This window comes from Rheinheimera sp. (assembly GCF_965283995.1).
Classification (GTDB): domain Bacteria; phylum Pseudomonadota; class Gammaproteobacteria; order Enterobacterales; family Alteromonadaceae; genus Pararheinheimera.
Genome location: NZ_CBDIQG010000001.1, coordinates 3,910,369 through 3,929,251 on the forward strand (window position 1 = coordinate 3,910,369; position 18,883 = coordinate 3,929,251).

The window sequence follows — 18,883 nt, forward strand, 5'->3', positions numbered from 1 at the left end:
TGCGCGGGGCGTTAGATATGCACAAGGGATATATTTTGAACAAGTTTGGCCTTTCTCTGTTTGTTCTTACTGCTCTGTTATTTTTAGGGAATTTTATTTTTATTTTTGTGGATCTAAGCTCTGGTCTAGTAGCTCCATACAGCAATTTTTATTTCTCGATAATTGGTGCATTTATAATTTATAAGTACATCAAAAAAATGAAATTTACAGGCTTCGAATTTTTGCTTTTTTATATCCCGCAATTGCTGAGCTTTTATATTGGAGAACAAAAGTTTGAGTTTTCAGCCGGAATCAATTTCTACTGGAGACGCATTTTTATGGATGGCGCATTCAACGATCCTCTTGCAAAAGTAGATTGGGGTTTTGGAATAAATGTCTTTGCGGTGATTTGTATTGCGCTGATATATCGTGCTTTTTATAAAGATAGGAAAACTCAACATGTTAGCTAACAATGCGCAGCATTTTGCGGCTTTCGGCCGCAGCGACGTTCACTGCGTTTCGCGCGCGTGCGCTTATAGTTAGCTGGGATTGCCTCACTCGTGAAGTGACACTATAGTATCACTTTGAATTTAGCACAGGGTGACCGTATGAAAGTTGAGCTAGTTACGAATCTAAAGCGCCAAGCTACAAAGATTCTGGCAGATCTGCACTTATCGAAAGAGCCCGTATTGATTACGGAGCATGGCCAGCCATCTGCATACCTTGTTGATGTGCAAGATTATGAATTCATGCAGCGTCGGCTTGCGCTGCTTGAGGGACTCGCCCGGGGAGAGCGCGCTGTACTTGAGGGGAGAACGTATAGCCAAAGTGAGGCCAGAGAGAAAATGAGTAAATGGCTGAAGTAATCTGGACAGAGCCAGCCCTGCAAGAACTGGATGCCATTGCGGAGTATATTGCTTTGGACAATCCTGCTGCCGCAAGCGAACTCGTGAAGGCCGTTTTCGATAAGACTGCGCGTTTGGAGAATTTCCCCAAATCCGGGCGGATTCCGCCTGAGCTACCAGATTCGGTATACAGAGAGGTCGTGGTGCCGCCGTGTCGCATTTTTTATCGTGAGGATGAGCAGCGGGTTTTGGTCCTCTTTGTCATGCGAGAGGAGCGACAGCTTCGTGCGTTCATGCTTGAAATCAGCTAAAAATCTGCGTCATTCGTGGCCTGCGGCCGCAGCGACGCTCACAAGTTCGCGCGCATGCGCCGGTCGTTAGTCCGTTTTGGAGCTCCTGTGGAAGATTTAAAAACTATATTGATTGAGCTTGAGGAGCGACTTTTTCAGCCTGATGTTCGAAGCTCTTCAACTGAGCTTTCTAAATTAATTTCCGACGATTTCATTGAGGTTAATGCTTCAGGATTGCGATTTGGTAAGGTTAACGTTTTGGAGCGTTTACCAACTGAAATTGCCCCTGAGATAACTGCGAGAGATTATGAGTTGCGAATGCTTGGTTTAGATTGTGCTCAGTTATTATACCAAGCAGAAGTGTTAAAAAATGAACAACTATCACCAACTTATTCGCATAGGTGTTCCATCTGGCGGCGGAGTTCGAGCGGTCAGTGGCAAATGATTTATCATCAAGGGACGACATGCACTCCGCTCTAGTTTATTGCCCTAACAATCTCTACCAAAACGCCACTGCGTGGCCAGGCTCGCAACAAGTTGCCCGCATTTGTAGTGGGCGTTATGTTTCTGTGGATACGCCGAAAGATGCGCAGCAAAACTTTCTTTAGGCCCAAATACATAGCCACTGTTATTTCCATTTTTAGTTTGGTTGTATTTGGTTTCTATTCAAACGAAGCGCGTAAAGAAGTGTATTTTCTTTGTGGAAACTATGGCGCGGGTGATTCTTTGGAGCATGTTGTTAAACAGTTGGATACTATTAACTTGTCTGAATACAAAGTAGAAAACGTCGAGCAAGGGAAGCGAATTACTCATAGTAGTAAACTAAATTTTCATCTGGTTAGTTGCAATATCCAATTCACCCCTGAAGAGAAGGTAGTTTCTGTTTCATATGGCTAATCATAACAAGGCGCGGTACTCGCGGTCTTCGGCCGCAGCGACGCTCACCAGTGCGCGCGCATGCGCACGGCGTTAGCAAAAATCTTAAATTTTGAATCTTGTGATAAGGAGAATCTAAAAATGGCGCAAAGTGAATCGTCGCAAGCTTTTCGAAAGTACTTTGTCTATGGCACTGTCTTTGGTGTAGCCGTGACCTTGATTGTTTGGTATTCACTCAAATTTTTTCAATAAAACATTAGGTTATGTTTGTTGCTAACAAACGGCAACACCGCGCGCGCCCGGCGACTGGCTCGCCAAAACTAACTCGCCTGTGTGGCGGCAGTTATCATTAAAAGGAAAAACAAAAAATGGATGTGTCATCGTTTCCAATCGTTCCGTTGATTATTATTGTCGTGATCTGTGTCCTTCTACTTTTACAAAATATTGCGAAAAAAAATGGTTACTTTGTAAAGGTTGAATATTCTAAACCAAAGCGGTTGTTTTGGGCTGTGCTGATATCTTTAATAGTCGCGAGTAATAGTGTTGTTTTTGGGAATGTGTATTTTATTTTACTGGCTGTTGCTATTGGTTTTTATTTGTATTTTTTCAAAAAATATTATGTAGTTAAGCCCAAATAGTGCGAATGCGGCGCGGCAGCTGCAGCCTTCGACTACAGCGACGCTCACTGCGTTTGGTACGGTTATAGTTACACCTGAATGAGGTTGAGGCTTATGGACAACCCGATTATTCAATTTGAACGTTGGTGGCAGGCAGCGTTGGCTGATAGTCCTTTGCAGCAAAAAAGTGCAGTCTGCGTTTCCACCATTGATGAAAATGGTTTTCCGTCGGGCAGGTTTGTCGATTTAAAAGCGGTAAGTAGCACAGGCTTTGTTTTTTGCAGCTATTTTGATTCAGCCAAAGGCCGGCAGATATCGCGACAGCCAAAAACTGCAATGACAATCTGGTGGGACCACGTTGGTTATCAAATTCGCGTTGTTGGTGTCACTCACGTGATATCTGATGTTGAGGCGGATTGTTTTTGGCAAAGCCGCAGCAGAAGTGCTCAGTTAACCACGACGGCTTTTTCACAAAGTGAACCACTAAACTCTGAACATGAGTTGAGCACGCGGCTTGAAGCGTCATCTGCACATTATGCTGACCGACCGGTTCCCAGACCAAAAAATTGGGGTGGTTACCGTATTAAGCCCATTTCAATTGAGTTTCTCACGTTTCGGGAAAGCCGCTTACATCTCAGAGAGTTATTTGAAATCAAAGGCGATGGCTGGGTAAAGCAACTACTGCAGCCTTAAAAGTATCACCATCGTTGTATCGAGGGCCTGCGGTACTCACTACATTTGGGGCATGTGCGGGGCGTTAGGCGCCACTAAGGATAAGCTATGAAAAAGTACATGGTTGTCGAGAATTTCAAGGCAGGTCTAATGGAAGAGAATTACAAGGTATACAACGCTAAGGGTCGTCAATTTCCAGACGGTTTGTACTATTTGAACTCGTGGGTAAACACAGAAAAAAATATCTGCTTTCAATTGATGGAATCAAATGATGAGGCCCTGTTTTATGTGTGGTTTAAAAAGTGGGAGCAGTTTGTTGATTTTGAGCTTTACCCACTTGATTAAGCATATAACAAACCGCGTCATTCGGGGTCTACGGCCCCAGCCACAGACTATACATGGCCGAAGCCTGAGCTTAGATGGCGTGCTTAGATGCGTTAGTCTCATTGTCACTGCAAATCATATTGCTGATTGCGAGAATGTCTGGAATAGGAGTGTCTGATGCCACCGATTAGCGACCTTGCCACGCTGCTGCGTAGTCTCCAGCCTGAACTGCACGAGGGCATCTTCGTGTTTGCTACGCTCGAAGCGGGTCAGCAGGTTGACCCTGCCGAACTGGTCGCGCTGGTGCGTGAACCTGAAGGCGTGTCGGTGGTTGTGGCGGAGCAGGTGGCCAGTCGGCTTGGGCTCAATGCGGTGTTCCGCTGCGGCTGGATCACCCTGACGGTGAATTCCGATCTGCAGGCGGTCGGGCTCACCGCCGCATTCTCCACCGCGCTCGGCAATGCCGGGATTAGCTGTAACGTGGTGGCGGGGACGAATCACGACCACATCTTCGTGCCGCTTGAACGGGCTGCTGATGCCATGGCGGTGCTGCAACGCTTGCAACAAACTGGTGTGGTGCAGGAGGCCAGATGACGCGGAACGTCGCATTCAAGCGCTGGTCTTGCCGCGATCGGCTGTGTTGGAACATGCATACAACAGCACTGTTCCGCTTGATGAAAATGTCTTGCCGCGCCGCAACCAAAAACGCAGCGCTGATGTTCGTGGTGGCCTTTATGGCGCTCCAGCTATCAGCCTGTTCAACCTATCAGAGGCAAGAGATGGTACAGAAACAGAACCCGGCACTGTATTTTGAGATCCCGGTTAACGACATGACACGCGCCATGGCTTTTTATGCAACAGTGTTCGGTTTTGATTTTGAGCTTGAAGAGATCCACGGCAATCAGATGGCGTTAATGCCGTTTGCAGTTGATGGTAGCGGCATCAGCGGTGCCCTGGCGAAGGGCGAGATTTATAAACCGACCGTCAATGGCACTCTCATCTATCTGCACACTGCCAGTATTGATAACACGCTCAACGCGGCGCAATTGGCCGGCGCGAAAGTGCTGTTCCCGAAAACTAAAGCTGGCGACCATGTCTATGTCGCGGAAATCCAAGATAGCGAAGGGAACCGGATTGGGCTGATGGAGCCGTTGGAATAACGGCATGCTACGGGAAGCTGATGATTGAAATGGTCAACCAAGGTGCAGGGTTAGCAATGGCTGTGACAAAGCTCATTCGCGGTGCAGAAAAAGTGGTGCAAGCTTTGGGCGACTGGCCGACTTTCCATGACGCTGAAATCATATCGTTTTCTGCGATGCGGGCGATGCCACTAGAAGCCAACTCGTCATCTGCAAATTTGCGCGTTCATGTCAGGCAGTACCAAGCTATTGGTGAAGGGACCGCCAACTATGAGCTCGCACTCACTAAAAGCGTCTTGATCAGTTTTTTATTTGGCGGTCTCAGTCACATGACCATCGCAGAGTTCAACCACCAGAACGTCATTGACTCCATGCAATTCACGCCGACCGAGGATGGCGAAATACTTGTGTGTATTGATGCAATTTGGGGTTTGGGTGGCCAAATAAAATGCAAAACGGTCTCAATTGATTTCATTCAAGAGCTACCTGTGGGTTATGCCTGACATGTTAATGGAACAGCAATCTATTGAAGTATCCGGTTCGGATAGTATTTTGGGCTTTGCCACGACGGGTGGTGGTGCTTGGCAAATCTGGGACCGGTACCTGACTGTTGATGGCAAAAAGGCCTACCACATTGGCAATATCTGCAATACCTGCACTTTCTTCTTTGAGCGCTTGGAAGGCGCAAACAAAAACATCAGTGCAGATGCTATTGCGGGAGCTTTGCAAGCAGGTGTTGCCAGGTTGGATGCGGATGTTGTTGCGGCACTGACCAAGATTTTACCAAACGAAAAATACCAGATGTTGTTGCTGCGGGTGTTGCCGCAGCAGGTCCAGTTAGGTGGTGCTGGCGACTATTTTAGCCATGAACAAATTGCGCTATGGGGCATGGATGGGTTTTGGGGCCTGCCACATTCGCCCAAAATTCAATACTACCGCTTGCCAGATCTCCTGATGTCCGCCACTGAGCGACTGTTTCAGTTTGTCGTGCCGATGTTTCCTGCTTCCTGGCTCGATAGCGGTCAAATTCAGGCCTATGTAAAGGCGTTGAGCGAGGGGCGTGAGCCTACGGCTGTCGCGTTGAGTATCTTGGATATCAAAGCGCCGGCCTATTGCGAGGACGATTCCGCAGTGGGCAGCCATTGGTGTTTAACCCATTATTTGCTTGATGGGCACCATAAAATGCAGGCTGCTGCCAAGCAACATGCCCCGATCACTTTGCTGTCATTTCTTGCAGTTGGGCAGGGTATTTCGTCAGAAACTGAAATCAGCCGATTAGTCTCGATATTGGCTGAGGTGGCCCATTCAGGGGCGAAGGTCAGCAGATAAGTAACCGACCAACCAAAAAGTACCTCGTTTTTCACACCATCACGAATGCACCCAATCTGCCAGATGCACCGGCTCGCGTTGTTTCAGCCGGTATTCGTTCGGCGTATCGCCGGTCTGGGTTTTAAAGGCACGGGTAAAAGGGCCGACCGAGGCAAAGCCGCTTTCCAAACCAATCACCAACACTGACCAATGTTGTGTGGCGGGATCTGTTAGCAGGGATTTGGCGTGTTCTATCCGTAAGGTATTGATGAAGTTATTAAAATTGCTGGCGTGAAACTGACTGCGGATCAGTCGGCTGACGCGGTATTCCGGCACTTGCAGCTGCTGCGCAACGTCGGTCAGGCGTAAATTGGCCTGCAGGTAGAGTTTTTCCTGAAACAGCAGCTGTTGCAGCTGCGCGATAAGCGCGATATCGGCCTGACTCAGCGCTGTGGTGACGGTGGTGTCGGCGCTGGCTTCAGTTGGCAGGGCAGGTTGTGCCTGCAGTTGTTGCGCTATGGCGCTCGATAGTGCCTGCGGTTTCGTTTCCGACTCATCAGCCCCGGCTGAGTCTGTGGTTGGCGCGGCAAAGCGTTGGCGGATCAACCATTGTGTCATGATCAGGATAGCCACTGCGGCGCCGGCACTTAAAACTTCCATCTGCAGCGCGGCGCCCTGCGCCGGCAGCCAGATTTTGGCAATGATGGCGCATACGGTCACTGCGCTGCCGAAGGTAGCCAGAAACAGCTGGCGGTGCCGGCGTTCTGCACCTTGGGTCTGCACATACCCACGGCAGGCTTCCCAGGCCGTTAACATCAAAATCGTCGAAGAGAATAAATTCAGCAGTTCGTTAACGACGACGCGGCTGGAGGCAAACAGCGGCTGGGCATCAGGCCAGAGTTGTTGCAGTAAAGACAGCCCTTGCGAGGCCACAATCAACAGCGCAATGGCGCCTGCCACCAGCACGTGTTGCCAGTTAATTGCGTCCTGTTTGCGAAACATCGCTCTGGATAACAACCAATAGCCGTTACAGGTCATGCAAATACCCATACCGACCAGATATTGATACAGGCCGAGGTCAGCGCCGCCCAGCCGTTTAATTGCCATCAGACAGACGGAGCCGCAAAACGCCGCAAACAGCAGATGCACCAGTTGTTTCTGCCGCACCAGCAACTGACTGCATAACAAAGCAAAACTAACGACGAGTAATAACAGATGAATGCTTTGGTACATGGTGCTCGTTCCGGAACCGGCAGAGCGTCGATGGTAACAGCTGGTTTTAGCGAGCGTCAAAGCAGAAGCTGCTGATTGCATGCACGGTACTGTTACAAAAGGTAACGGCGGTTCAGTGGCTGCCAAAGCCACGTGGAAACTGGCAAAAACCATAGGCCGAATTCCGAATCCGGCGCGATCAACGCGGGTTTTGCCGCGATGCTGCCTGAACATTTGTTGCTTCAGGAGTTTTTTATGATGACCTCATCGGTTCGAGAATTGTCGCCGATACCGCGTCGCGTCGACCGCGCTGCCGCCATGCTCAAAGGCAGTGTGTACGGCTGGTTTGTGCTGGCGCTGTGCGGCCAGTGGTTATTTGCTATCTACATCATGGCGCGTTATGGCTCGCCGCTGCTGAGCGGTGATTATCAAAGCGTCAATCAGGGCAATCATATCGGTGGTTATAAACCAGGCGAAGGTTTTTACAATCTGATTTATTTCGGCCATATTCTGCCGGTCGTGCTGCTCGGGCTTGGCGGCATTCTGCAGTTTGTGCCGCAGATCCGGCAGAAAATGCCCAAGTTGCACCGCTGGAATGGCCGGATGTTTATGACGCTGGGCTTGAGCGGCGCTATCACGGGGCTGTACTTAACCTGGGGCGCCGGCAACCGGCTCAGCGACCTCGGTGCTATTGGCATCACGCTGAACGGGTTGCTGATCCCGGTGGCGATTTTCTTCGCCTGGCGTTATGCCATCGCCCGCAATTTCAACGCGCATAAACGCTGGGCCGTCCATAGCTTTTTGCTGGTCAATGGCGTCTGGAGTTTCCGTTTGTATCTGTTTGGCTGGTATGTGTTGAACCAGGGACCACTGGGTAATAACAAAAAGCTCGACGGGCCGATGGATTTATTCTTCAGCTTTGCCTGCTATCTGCTGCCGATGGCCGTCGCCGAACTGGTGTTCTGGGCACAGCGTCAGCGCAGTGCTGCAGTGAAATGGGCAGTGGCGGGTCTGATGCTGCTGGGGTGTGTGGTCACGCTTGGTGGCATTGCGGCCATCGGCGCAACCATTTGGTTGCCGACGATCACAGGCTGATGTTGTCTGAACTAACCTGGTGTTATGGCTGCACTGGACTGGTTCTGCTGCTGGCGAATTCAGCCCGTACCACCTGAAGCTGTCGGGTTAAGCGGTGGCCGGCGGCGTCGGTCAGCACTAATTCGTATTGGCCAGATGGCACCTGCAGCGCCATCTGATGCGGACTGTGGGTACGGCCTAAATATTGGCCGGCCAGATGCCAATCTAAGGTTTGCCGCCGGTCTTGGGTTACCGCCCGAAACACGGCCACGCCGAGTTTGCCATCGCTTTGCAGAGGCAACATGATTGACGCTTGACTGACTGGCGCAATAATCGCGATCTGCTCTTCGTCGGATGATGCCGGCAACCCGGCTGCAGTGCACACCGGCCAGCGTGGTGGTGGTGGTGCGTAATCAGGATGTTGTTGCTGATAAAACCACGCCATCGCCAGAGGCAATACCAGTCGGGTTTGTGGCTGGCTCTGCACGCCGGGCACACAGCCTTGTGGTAGCTGGTAGCGACCGGTCGGATCTAACCACAGCTGACGCATATAGCCGGCGCCTAGCTGCAATTGCGCGGCTTTGGGTTTTTGCGTTAATTCGCTGTCACAGCCCAGGCGTTGCGGAAATCCATCCGCCTTACAGACATTGAGTTCGGTCAGCGCCTGCCAGGGCGGGCTTAACCAGTTGGCGCTGGGCAGTTGATGAAACAAATCAAATAACACCGGACCGGCACTCTGGCCACCGGTCAGCACCGGTGCGCTTTTGCCATCCGCATTCCCGGCCCAAACGCCAATGCTGTAGCGGCCGTTACTGCCAATAGCCCAGGCGTCACGCAGGCCAAAACTGGTGCCGGTTTTCCACGCGATAGTCTGCACTGTGCTGTAATCGCGCCAACTACCTTCGGAGTCTGGCCGTTCCACCTCAGTCAATGCCTGCAAAGTTAAGTAGGCGGCGCCAATGGAGTAGGGCAGTTGCAGCGGCGTGCCGGATGGAGGCTGTTGCAGATAACGCAGCGGCGGGACTGTTACCGATTGGGCGCCGACACTGTGTGTCACGGCGGCATACAGTTGGGTTAGTTCAGTTAGCCGCGTTTCGGCGCCGCCTAAAATCAGCGATAAACCATAGTGATCAGCACTTTGCGTCAGCGTGGTCAGGCCGCTTTGCAGCAGCAAATCTTTAAACGGGCTGACCCCAAAACTGGCCAGTTGCCTTACTGCCGGCACATTCAGCGATTCCGCCAAGGCGCGGTTGGCCGCGACAGCGCCGCGAAACTGCAAATCAAAATTCGCCGGGCTGTAGCTGCCGAATTGGCTGCGCACATCGGCCTGCAAAGTGGTGGGTAAAATCAAGCCGGCATCCAGTGAAGCCGCGTATAAAAATGGTTTGAGAATACTGCCACTGGAGCGTGGGCTTTGGGCGATATCGACAAACCCGGCGGCTTGCGCATTCAGCGTTTGATTGCCGTGATAGGCCAGTACTTGCATTGTCTGATGGTCGACGATGATCGAGGCGAGGTTGGCCACGTCTTGTTGGCCCAATAAGCGCAAATGCCGCTGTAAGGCCTGTTGGGTTTGTTGTTGCAGCGTGCCGTCGATAGTGCTGTCGAAGCGGAATTGAGCCGGCTGTTGCTGCTGTAAATAGCGCAGCAAATGGGGGGCCTGATGCGGCCAGCCATCCGGCCGCGTTGGCAAGGGTTCGGCCAGGGCCAATTCCAGATCAATCGGGTTTAAGCGACCGGCCTTGGCGAGTTGTTGCAACAGTCGATTGCGTTTGTTGCGCAGTTCATCTTGCTGTTGCGAAGCGACCAGGCTGCTGCGCCGGCCGGGGAACAGCGCTCCGGGATTGTTCGGCAACACCGCCAGTAATGCGGCTTCAGACCAGCTCAGCGCGGCAGGCGCGCGGCCAAAATACCACCAGCTGGCAGCCTGCAGGCCAACAATATTGCCGCCAAATGGCGCGTGGCTGGCATACATCACCAGCAGCTGGTCTTTGGAATAATGCCATTCCAGCTGCAGTGCCAGCCAAATCTCCCGGCCTTTTTGCCAAACCGTCCGGTTAGTTTTGCCATAGGCCAGCCGGGCCAGTTGCATGGTGATGGTGCTGGCGCCGCTGACAATCTGCTGTTGCCACAGGTTATCGCGGCTGGCCCGCAGGATGGCTGCGGGGTTAATGCCCGGATGTTGATAAAAATAGCGATCTTCAAATTGCAGCAGCGCATCGCGATAGCGCGCAGGAATGGTCTCGTCCTGATAAAACAAACGCCATTGTTCGTCGCGCGCCAACTGCACATCAATCAACTGGCCGTTGCGGTCATATAACGCGACCGACCAGTCCGGTTGCTGCAGCCGGGCCGGCCAATGTGGCCATTGCAGGCCTGCCAATAGCGCTAAGATTGCCCCAAGTAAGCCGGCAGCATAGTGCCGGCGGCGCAGCCGGTTCAGGGCCTAATCTCCACCCATTGCCCGCTAATACGGCTTTGTATTTGCGGTTTATACATCGATTGCACCGACCAGGCCGGCAGATAAAACCGCCCGGCATAGCTGGCATTTAACGTCGCTTTTAATACCACTCGTGCGCCGGATTTACCTGCCGCGGCTAAATCCAGATAGGTGTACAGCCTGTCGTCGCCGGTTTTTTGATAACTGACGGCGGGGCTTTGCGCTTCTTCTGCCAGCATCGCCGAGCGCAGCTCAAAACCGGCGGCAAATACTTGGGTCAGCGCCAACTGCGATAGTGCATCTGGACCGGTATTTTCCACGCTGACCCAGGCAATAAAATCACTGCCCTGTTTCAGCGTACTGATATCAATCGGCTGGCCAGCCAGATCGGTGTAATGACTGCTTAGCCGCAGCCCCTGGCTACTGGCTTGTTCGGTGCCTGCTGCCGGAATCCCTTCGCGTAGCAAGCTGACAAATAAGGGGGCGGTGCCGGTATTCGTCACTTTAAATTGTTCAGGCTGATATTCCGCCAATGCCAAACTATAACCAGGTTGGCTGAGCGCGATATCCATCGGTTGGTCTTTGGCGATCAGGCTGAATCGACGCACTGAACCATTCGTCGCGCCGCGGGTGCTGAGTAATTCAGTGAGAATTTGCCCACCTAAGGCTTGTTCGACAGTCGCGCCGGCAGATAAATCAATATCGGCAAGCACATCGTTCGCTTGCAGCATGGCCGCGGCGTCCTGGCCGGCAGCTGCCAGCGTTTGGATCCGCACCAGCCGCTGTGCCAGTTCGCTGCCGATGGGTAACTGCGACTGTTGCGTACCGGTCAGCGTTGTTGCATCCATCAGCTCCCGCGCAGCAGCTTGTTGTCCTTGTTGCAGATAGGCTTGCGCCAGATACATCCGCGCCAACACTAACGGGTTGTTGGCTGATTGCGAAGCCGGCGTGGTGGCACTGCTGCGCGGCTGCAGCAAGATGTCACGCAGCCGGTTCATGGCGCCTTGATCGGCTTGTTCAGCTTGCGCCAGCAGTGACAAGCGTAACCCTTGCAAGGTTAAGTCATCGTCGCTGCGCCCATCGAATTGATTGGCGCGTTTTTTCTGGTAGTTCAACCAATTGGTAGCGGCTGGCTGTGGCAGTTGATAGCCCTGGCTTTTGGCTTTTTGCATAAAATAACCGGCATATAAATCTGCCCATTCGACGTAATAGCCGCCATCGCGCCAATAGGCAAACCGACCGTCGTTTAACTGGTAACCCGCTAAAAATTGCAGTTGTTGATTAATCGCCAGGGTCATTTTGTCCAGCTCGGCCGGGCTAAAGCTTTGATACCGTCCGGCAAACAACAGCGGCAGGACTCTGGACGTGGTTTGTTCCACGCAGCCATGCGGATATTGCGCCAGCGCGTTTAAGTACGCGGTCAGGTTGAAATTATTTAAGCCAAGCACGCTAAACCACTGTGCATTGCTGCCGGCGATGCCAAAGCGCTCCGCTTTGGGTTGCCAGCTTTCCCCCGGCGCTAACAGTTGTGCCAGCACACGTTGTTCCGGTGCGTTGGGGAGCCTGATTGGCAGATGGATCACCTCTTGGCTGTGCAGTTGGCCATTACTGGCCTGAACGGTCAGCGTTGCGATGCCGCTGCTGTCTTTGGCTTTGAGGCGTAACAGTACGGTTTGCTCACCGGGGCCACTGAAGGTTGCGCTTTGACTGGCTTCGATCAGGCTCAGTTTGTCATCGGCGCTGGCGGTGACTTTGACGGTGGTGGCTTGTTTGCCTTGCCAAAACAGCGTGACCGGTACGCTGAATTCATCGCCCGGGCCGACCAGTCGGGGCGCCGTGGTCAGTAAATCTAAATCTTGCCGGATCCTCACCGGTGCTTCGGTTTGACCATAGGCATAGCCGTTCCCCGCCACCAGCATGGCCCGCACCGCACCGACATAAGGCGGTAAGTTGATCTGATGTTCTGCACTGGCGCCTGCCGCCAATGTAAAGGGACCAAAGGTTTGCACCAGCGGTTTAAAGCGTTGCATGCGCTTGTTGTCGCGCTTGGCGATAAGCTCTGAGCCGCCAACCGCGAGTAACCTGCTCAAATCACTGGCGTATGCGCCAACCACGTCATCAAACAAATCCCAGGTTCGTACGCCAAGCGCTTCTCTGCGGTAAAACGTACTATGCGGGGCTGGTGTTTTAAAATCGGTAATACCGAGTAAGCCTTCATCGACCAGCGCCAGGGTATAAGTCATGGCTTGGCCTTGTTGCTCCCGCACTGTGACCGTAAAGCTGCTTTGCGGTGCGACCTCTGCCGGTAAGGTCAGCTCGGGCTGTAAGATTGATGCCGGATCTTTCACCGGCAAATTCACCACGCCGTAACTGCGCAGCGGTAAGTCTGATGGCCGGTTGGCATGCGGCAAAATCTGACTGACATGGGCATACACATTTGGCACCATGCGCTTGTCCAGCACTATGCTGAGCTGGTTTTGGCCGGCTTCGAGCCTGTACCAGCGTTTATCGATCAGCTGACTGCCATTTTCCAGCGTTAACAGCACCTGACGTTTGGTGCCGGCCGGTAAATTGATGTTGGCGCTGTCACCGACCTGATATTCTTCTTTGTCGGCGCTGATGCCTAAACGCGTCGCGCTGTCGCGGTCTTGTTGCTCACTCCAGCCCCACCCAATATAGAAAATTTGGCTGCTGCAATGACCATCCGGCGTGCTGTCACACAGCACCAGCCGGTAACGGCCCTGGGCATAGTCGGCTGCCTGCAGATTAAACCCTGCCATACCGGCTGCATCAGTGATTAATTCGCTGCGCGAAATTTCCTGTGCATCGTCATCGCTGGCGTAATTGTATTCGCTATCCTGGCTGTCCCACCACCAGCTCCAGCGCAGTTTAAACACTTGCACAATGAGCCGTTGGCCTGACTGCTTTTTACCCTGCTGGTCGACCAATACCGTGTTGACCGCCATGCTGGCATCGTCGGCCAGCGGTTCGTCTTTGTATTGCGCCGGCAGCGACAGTCCGGCATAACGGCTATAGGGATGCAGTAAACTTTCTTTGTATTGGGTACTGAATTGGCCGCTGGGTTCAAACACCCGCAGCAAAAACAGCGCTCTGAGTGCGCCGGGCGCGGCGGTATTCAACGCAGGCTTGTGGCTGAAATCGGCTTCGGCAGTTGGGCCTAATTTACCCTGCCAAATCAGACTTTTTTGCGAATTAAACTGGCGGCGAGCATCGTCAAACACATAGCCTTGCAGACCGTCAAATTCGGTGGGCACTGTGCTTAATTTTAATTCGATATCGGCTTTGAGGCCTTCGGCGCTGGCGCCACTTAACCACTGAGCGCTGAGCGTCATTGCGTTGTCGGCCAGCGTGAACGTTTGGGGTAAAGCTAAATTCAGTTTTAAGCGGTTGGGCAGGATGTTTTCAACTTTCAGCACAGTATCGAAATAGTTATCTGCCACTTTGGCGATAGCGGTGTAGTTGCCGGTTGGCGCTTCGGCAGCGGTGGCGAGGTCAAACCGATAAAAACCATTGCCGACCGGCTTGGCCGTCACGCTGCTGATTTTCTGCCCTTTGGGTGAGAAAAAATCCAGACTGATGGGGAAATCTGGTGGAATTTGTTGTGCTTTGTCTTGCACGATTAAATTCAAATAGATGTTGTCACCTGGTCGCCAGACATTACGTTCGGCATAGAAAAACGCTTTGACGCCACTGATGCTGGTGACACCGCCGGTGTCGAACTGGTTGGTTGGCAGCGGCGCATTGCCGGGCACTTTCAGATAGCCGGTGTCACCGTCTTTTTCAGCTTTGATAAAATAGCTTTCGCCTTCTGGCTTGATGCTGATCATGCCGTTGGCATCAGTCTTTCCCTGGCCAATCAGCTGCTGTTGATAGTTAAAGGCGCTGATCTGCACGCCGCCAAGTGGTACGCCTTTATCTAATGCAGTACTAAACAAGTGCAGTTGGCCGTCTTGACCGCTTTTGGCGATCAGGCCTAAATTCGAAGCGATAAAGGTTTTTGTCGTGCTGCGGTCGTAGCGGTAAAACGATTCATGGCACGGATTGTTCCGCTGCTCCCAGTCGTAATCACCTTTGATTTGATAGAACTTCCACAGGCGCCACGGGATCTCACTTTCTTTGTCATAACCATCGTAACTCAGGCGGGTCAGCGGGGTCAGTGGTTCATCCGCCACTTTCTGATCACAAGGGTACAAACTATGTTGCGGTAATACTCGCGCTTCAATGCTAAACACACTGCCGCGGTATTGTCCGACTAAATCGGTGACATCCAGCTGCCAGACCGTTGTCGTGTCGCGGATAGCATCTTTCAGTGGCAGCGTGCGCTCGGCGATGTAACGGCCAAGTGCTTGCTGCGTCCAATGATCGGTGCTGAGGTTGTCATTTGCAGCACGCAGTAATTGCGGAATATTGTCAGAAAAAATTCGGAAGATGCGCAGTTGCACTGCACTGACGTTCGTGGCTTCCACCGGGATCAGCAGGCGCTCGGCCTGCGGCAGGATATACCCATTGCCAATGAATTTGATTTCAGGCAACAAAGCGCTGACTTGTAACTCGTGCTGGTAACTGCTGCCAAGCGCTTGGCCTTTGGCCGATTTCAGCGTGTCGGCGACCCAGAGTTTTACTAAGCCACTGATTTTGTTGGCTGGAAATATGTCCAACCGATTGCCATGAATACGGGCTCGAACTTCTTGATCATTTAACTTCACCAGCCCGGTCAATTGCTGATTTGCCAGTGGCTGGCTAAAACTTACACTGATACGCTGACCATCCTGGTCGTCAAAGCGAGTTGATAGCACCGACAGCCGTTCTGGTTCTGGCAAGGTTAAAATGCGCTCAGCAGCAAATTCGCTGGCGTTGAGTTGATGTTTCCAGCGCAGACGGAAACTGCCCGGCGCTGGGCCAAGCGCAGTGGCAGTCACCTGCCAGCGTCTTGGCGTCAGTTGTTTAAACAGTAACTTAGCCTCTTTGGCACTGCTTTGATCCAACACCAACAGCTGTCCGAGCGTGTCAGCGGTCAAATCATCATGACTACTGACTTCGAGCACATAATTGATTTGCGTTGCATCAACCTCAAAACCTTGTTCCTGTAACGACAAACGCTGTGAAATGGCATGGATTTGACTGTTAAAGTCGGCGTGGGGGTTTATGAGACCGCTGCTGGCCAATGCTTGACCCGACAACGTCAGCGTAACGGCGGCGGCTGATGCTAATGGTTTGACCGGGGTTAACTGCAAGGTTTTTTGGTCAAGCCACACCGGCGTGAATAAGTTGGCCGGGGTGGAGCTCAGCATCGTTTCAGCCGGTTTGCCGACGAGATTCGATGGGACTATGGCTTGGTTAAACCGATAGGTTAATTTGGTGTCGGCTGAAACTTCGCCACTGGGGTATTCCAGTAATAGTGTTGCCAATGGCGGCAACTGCTGTTGTTGGGTAGCCGCTGGCGCTGCTGTATCTGGTGCGGAACGCAGCAAAAAAATGCTGGCGGCCAGGATCAGCGCTGCGCCAATCAATGTCAAAATGTGTTTCACCATCAGAGCTATCCTTTGCAGTCGGTGTGCAAGCACTAGCGTTGCAGAATAACAGAAGAGGGTTTGGTGTTTAAAGACAAGCGGGGGCGATAACCATCGCCACTTTGTGTTGGTAAAACCGACGCTGAGTACAGGCTATTTGTGCAGTGTTTATTGATGCTGATTACTGCTGTGCGGCCGGCGCTGCTGCCAATTGCTCCAACTGCAAAATCATCGCTTCACTGTAGATGTTTTGATAGAGCCTACGCATGGTGCCGTCGCGGTAGCTTTCCAGCAGGGCTTGTTGCCAGCGGGCGACGCGTTCTGGGGCGATTTTTACTGAGAACGCCATGTACAGGCGGGCGGCGGCTAGTGGTTGCACTGGTTTCAGGCTGTCTTGCTGCGCGGCCAGCTGTTGATTAAGTTCTGCTACGACCAGCTGATTCAGTGCCACCAGATCGACCCGGCCTTTGAGTAGCAGTTCATTGCATTCGCCGGCTCTGATCGTCACTACCAGATTGCGATTTTCTTCATAACCCAGCTGGCGGATTTGACTTAACACGGCAGAGTCGCGGTAGTCGCAAGCGATTTGGCGTTTGTTGGCGTTTTTGCTGTGTGTCGTCCGGCTATACAGCATGATTTCATGGATTTTAAGCGGACCCACCCATTGATATTTATCTTCGCGCAGCGCATTTCGCACCGTTTCAAACAGCACGGCATTGGGTTCCTGATTAGCCAGTTGTACAGCGCGTGCCCAGGGATAAATCTCAATCGGGCCTTCGTCCTGCAGCCGCTGTTGCAGGATACGGATGAGTTCAACTGTAGGCCCTTTGACCTGTCCATCTGCAGCCAGATATTCACCCGGTGGGCTGTGTTCGGTGAAAAATTTCAGCGGTTCGGCGACGGCTTTACCGGCGAAACAGAGCAGGGCCAGCAACAGCCCTGAACTGAGACAACGCATTTTCTGCTTATAACGCGCTATGGCCATGTTCACCCCGGTGCAGCTGATCGTGGACGTCGTGGTTGTGGGGCAGATATTGCGGTAATAAAGACCCCAGCAGCATCCCGGCAAGGCTAGCCAGAAAGCCGGCAAATTGCGGGGCCAGCAGTGGGTCTTCCGGTCCCAGCCAGATCATGCCCTGCCAGACCAGCAGTCCGGCGCCAATAGCACAGAGCGCACCCTGATTGGTGGCGCGACGCCAGTACACGCCAAACGCCAGCGGTACAAAAGCGGTGACCAGTGTGACCTGGTAAGCACTTTCCACCATGGCAAAAATCGAGGCGTCACTATGCAGGGCGTAAGCCAGCACCGCGCAGCAAAATACAAAAGTCACTGCCTGCATCAGTCGCAGTAGCTGCCGGTCATTCAACGGTGGCAATAACGGCCGCAGGATGTTCTCAGAAAAGGATACTGAAGGCGCCAGCAAGGTCGCGGAGGCACAACCTTTAATCGCCGAGAGCAGGGCGCCAAAAAAGATCACTTGCGCGACAAAAGGCATCTGATCCATCACAAATTGCGGCAGGATCAGCTGGCTGTCGGTCTGCATCAGCCGCGCTACCATGTCGGGCTGCAACAGCGTGGCGGCATAGGCGATAAACAGTGGAATAAAAGCGAAAAAGAAGTAACCGGTGCCGCCGCAGATCGTCGCCCACACCGCAATTTTTTCCGTTTTGGCACTTTGCACGCGCTGGAAAATGTCTTGCTGCGGAATAGAACCCAGCATCATCGTCAGCGACACGGCGACAAAAGCTAACACCGCTTTTAAATCCCATGCTGGCCAAAAGGTAAATTTTCCGGCGTCCGCGGCATGCTGCACCACGGTTGCAACACCGCCGGCCATATCGGCCACTTCATGGCTGATGTACAGCAGCCCGAGAATAATCACCACCATCTGCACCAAATCGGTCACAGCAACGGCCCACATACCGCCGACCAGGGTGTAGATCAGAATAGAACCTGCGCCAATCCACATGCCCATTTCTTGGCTGATCATGCCGGCGGAGACAACATTAAATACCAGCCCCAGAGCGGTGATTTGGGCGCCGACCCAGCCCAGATACGAAATCACAATGGCCAGCGAACAAAACACTTCGGCGCTGCGGCCATAGCGGCGCTTATAAAAGTCACCAATGGTCAGTAAACGCATGCGGTACAACGGCGCGGCGAAGAATAACCCAACTAAAATCAGACAGATAGAAGTGCCAAAAGGGTCGGCAACAATAGAACCGAGATTGCCGTCAAGGAAAGTGGCAGGGATGCCCAGTACCGCTTCAGAACCAAACCAGGTGGCAAAAACGGTGGCTGTCACCATGTAAAAGGGCAGATGCCGGCCGGCGACAGCGAAATCAGCGCTGCTTTTGACCCGGCGGGCTGCCCAGAGCCCCAGCAAGACCGAGAATATCCAATAAGCAATTACCAGATTTAACAACATGGGCCGCCCCTTGCGCGCAGATTCATCAGCATAGTGTGCTGCTTAAAAGCACTAAACTGCAAATTTTATACATAAACAGAAGCTTATGAATGAAGAGTCCCCATTTTTTACAAGCTCAGCCGCAGCGTTTCCGAGAGATTGTTGCTG

The 18,883-nt window shown here is 52.5% G+C and carries 17 protein-coding genes; 12 read left to right on the forward strand and 5 right to left on the reverse strand.

All coding sequences use genetic code 11. The features are described from left to right. The first annotated feature begins 35 nt into the window (after nt 1-35). The 11 genes from ACQ66Q_RS17515 to ACQ66Q_RS17565 all read left to right on the forward strand — a co-directional run bounded on the left by ACQ66Q_RS17515 (nt 36) and on the right by ACQ66Q_RS17565 (nt 6,071). A complete protein-coding gene (locus ACQ66Q_RS17515) occupies nt 36-449 on the forward strand; it encodes a hypothetical protein (protein WP_377247188.1) in 414 nt (137 codons plus the stop codon). A 138-nt stretch (nt 450-587) separates the two neighbouring features. Then, nucleotides 588-845 (forward strand): type II toxin-antitoxin system Phd/YefM family antitoxin, encoded by a 258-nt coding sequence (locus ACQ66Q_RS17520; RefSeq protein WP_430457974.1) that lies wholly within the window; start codon nt 588-590, stop codon nt 843-845. Then, on the forward strand, nt 833-1,135 hold the full coding sequence (locus ACQ66Q_RS17525) for a type II toxin-antitoxin system RelE/ParE family toxin (RefSeq protein WP_430457975.1): 303 nt from the start codon (nt 833-835) through the stop codon (nt 1,133-1,135). Before ACQ66Q_RS17520 ends, ACQ66Q_RS17525 begins: the two co-directional genes overlap by 13 nt. 87 nt (nt 1,136-1,222) lie before the next feature. Then, nucleotides 1,223-1,594, forward strand: a complete 372-nt coding sequence (locus ACQ66Q_RS17530; protein WP_430457976.1) for a DUF4440 domain-containing protein — start codon at nt 1,223-1,225, stop codon at nt 1,592-1,594. A 105-nt stretch (nt 1,595-1,699) separates the two neighbouring features. Then, on the forward strand, nt 1,700-2,011 hold the full coding sequence (locus ACQ66Q_RS17535) for a hypothetical protein (protein WP_430457977.1): 312 nt from the start codon (nt 1,700-1,702) through the stop codon (nt 2,009-2,011). A 710-nt stretch (nt 2,012-2,721) separates the two neighbouring features. Continuing rightward, a complete protein-coding gene (locus ACQ66Q_RS17540; protein ID WP_430457978.1) occupies nt 2,722-3,300 on the forward strand; it encodes a pyridoxine/pyridoxamine 5'-phosphate oxidase in 579 nt (192 codons plus the stop codon). An 87-nt stretch (nt 3,301-3,387) separates the two neighbouring features. Further along, on the forward strand, nt 3,388-3,624 hold the full coding sequence (locus ACQ66Q_RS17545; protein ID WP_430457979.1) for a DUF3303 domain-containing protein: 237 nt from the start codon (nt 3,388-3,390) through the stop codon (nt 3,622-3,624). Nucleotides 3,625-3,780: 156 nt separating this feature from the next. Further along, on the forward strand, nt 3,781-4,197 hold the full coding sequence (locus ACQ66Q_RS17550) for an ACT domain-containing protein (RefSeq protein WP_430457980.1): 417 nt from the start codon (nt 3,781-3,783) through the stop codon (nt 4,195-4,197). Then, complete coding sequence (locus ACQ66Q_RS17555) at nt 4,194-4,763, forward strand: VOC family protein (RefSeq protein WP_430457981.1); 570 nt, start codon at nt 4,194-4,196, stop codon at nt 4,761-4,763. The genes ACQ66Q_RS17550 and ACQ66Q_RS17555 overlap by 4 nt, the downstream gene beginning before the upstream one ends. Nucleotides 4,764-4,783: 20 nt before the next feature. After that, entirely contained in the window at nt 4,784-5,245 is a 462-nt protein-coding gene (locus tag ACQ66Q_RS17560) for an Imm50 family immunity protein (RefSeq protein WP_430457982.1), read from the forward strand. Between the two features lie 7 nt (nt 5,246-5,252). Continuing rightward, complete coding sequence (locus ACQ66Q_RS17565) at nt 5,253-6,071, forward strand: hypothetical protein (RefSeq protein ID WP_430457983.1); 819 nt, start codon at nt 5,253-5,255, stop codon at nt 6,069-6,071. Nucleotides 6,072-6,110: 39 nt separating this feature from the next. Here ACQ66Q_RS17565 and ACQ66Q_RS17570 read toward each other — a convergent pair whose 3' ends face one another. Beyond that, entirely contained in the window at nt 6,111-7,283 is a 1,173-nt protein-coding gene (locus ACQ66Q_RS17570) for a helix-turn-helix domain-containing protein (protein ID WP_430457984.1), read from the reverse strand. Nucleotides 7,284-7,517: 234 nt separating this feature from the next. On the opposite strand from ACQ66Q_RS17570, the gene ACQ66Q_RS17575 reads away from it, so the two are divergent. Next, on the forward strand, nt 7,518-8,357 hold the full coding sequence (locus ACQ66Q_RS17575; RefSeq protein ID WP_430457985.1) for a DUF2306 domain-containing protein: 840 nt from the start codon (nt 7,518-7,520) through the stop codon (nt 8,355-8,357). Between the two features lie 22 nt (nt 8,358-8,379). Here the strand turns inward: ACQ66Q_RS17575 and pbpC are convergent, their stop codons facing one another. The 4 genes from pbpC to ACQ66Q_RS17595 form a co-directional block, all read right to left on the reverse strand. Then, a complete protein-coding gene (gene pbpC, locus ACQ66Q_RS17580) occupies nt 8,380-10,719 on the reverse strand; it encodes a penicillin-binding protein 1C (protein ID WP_430457986.1) in 2,340 nt (779 codons plus the stop codon). A 56-nt stretch (nt 10,720-10,775) separates the two neighbouring features. Further along, entirely contained in the window at nt 10,776-16,328 is a 5,553-nt protein-coding gene (locus ACQ66Q_RS17585; RefSeq protein ID WP_430457987.1) for an alpha-2-macroglobulin family protein, read from the reverse strand. A 160-nt stretch (nt 16,329-16,488) separates the two neighbouring features. Further along, nucleotides 16,489-17,292: a substrate-binding periplasmic protein gene (locus ACQ66Q_RS17590; protein ID WP_430457988.1), complete on the reverse strand. Its 804-nt coding sequence runs from the start codon at nt 17,290-17,292 to the stop codon at nt 16,489-16,491. Next, nucleotides 17,273-18,736, reverse strand: coding sequence for a sodium:solute symporter family protein (locus ACQ66Q_RS17595; RefSeq protein ID WP_430457989.1), 1,464 nt, complete (start codon nt 18,734-18,736; stop codon nt 17,273-17,275). Before ACQ66Q_RS17595 ends, ACQ66Q_RS17590 begins: the two co-directional genes overlap by 20 nt. Nucleotides 18,737-18,883: the final 147 nt, after the last annotated feature.

Coding starts and splice junctions, on each gene's coding strand:
- ACQ66Q_RS17520 (WP_430457974.1), top strand. CDS start 588: ATGAAAGTTGAGCTAGTTACGAATCTAAAGCGCCAAGCTACAAAGATT.
- ACQ66Q_RS17525 (WP_430457975.1), top strand. CDS start 833: ATGGCTGAAGTAATCTGGACAGAGCCAGCCCTGCAAGAACTGGATGCC.
- ACQ66Q_RS17535 (WP_430457977.1), top strand. CDS start 1,700: ATGCGCAGCAAAACTTTCTTTAGGCCCAAATACATAGCCACTGTTATT.
- ACQ66Q_RS17540 (WP_430457978.1), top strand. CDS start 2,722: ATGGACAACCCGATTATTCAATTTGAACGTTGGTGGCAGGCAGCGTTG.
- ACQ66Q_RS17545 (WP_430457979.1), top strand. CDS start 3,388: ATGAAAAAGTACATGGTTGTCGAGAATTTCAAGGCAGGTCTAATGGAA.
- ACQ66Q_RS17550 (WP_430457980.1), top strand. CDS start 3,781: ATGCCACCGATTAGCGACCTTGCCACGCTGCTGCGTAGTCTCCAGCCT.
- ACQ66Q_RS17555 (WP_430457981.1), top strand. CDS start 4,194: ATGACGCGGAACGTCGCATTCAAGCGCTGGTCTTGCCGCGATCGGCTG.
- ACQ66Q_RS17560 (WP_430457982.1), top strand. CDS start 4,784: ATGATTGAAATGGTCAACCAAGGTGCAGGGTTAGCAATGGCTGTGACA.
- ACQ66Q_RS17565 (WP_430457983.1), top strand. CDS start 5,253: ATGGAACAGCAATCTATTGAAGTATCCGGTTCGGATAGTATTTTGGGC.
- ACQ66Q_RS17570 (WP_430457984.1), bottom strand. CDS start 7,283: ATGTACCAAAGCATTCATCTGTTATTACTCGTCGTTAGTTTTGCTTTG.
- ACQ66Q_RS17575 (WP_430457985.1), top strand. CDS start 7,518: ATGATGACCTCATCGGTTCGAGAATTGTCGCCGATACCGCGTCGCGTC.
- ACQ66Q_RS17585 (WP_430457987.1), bottom strand. CDS start 16,328: ATGGTGAAACACATTTTGACATTGATTGGCGCAGCGCTGATCCTGGCC.
- ACQ66Q_RS17590 (WP_430457988.1), bottom strand. CDS start 17,292: ATGGCCATAGCGCGTTATAAGCAGAAAATGCGTTGTCTCAGTTCAGGG.
- ACQ66Q_RS17595 (WP_430457989.1), bottom strand. CDS start 18,736: ATGTTGTTAAATCTGGTAATTGCTTATTGGATATTCTCGGTCTTGCTG.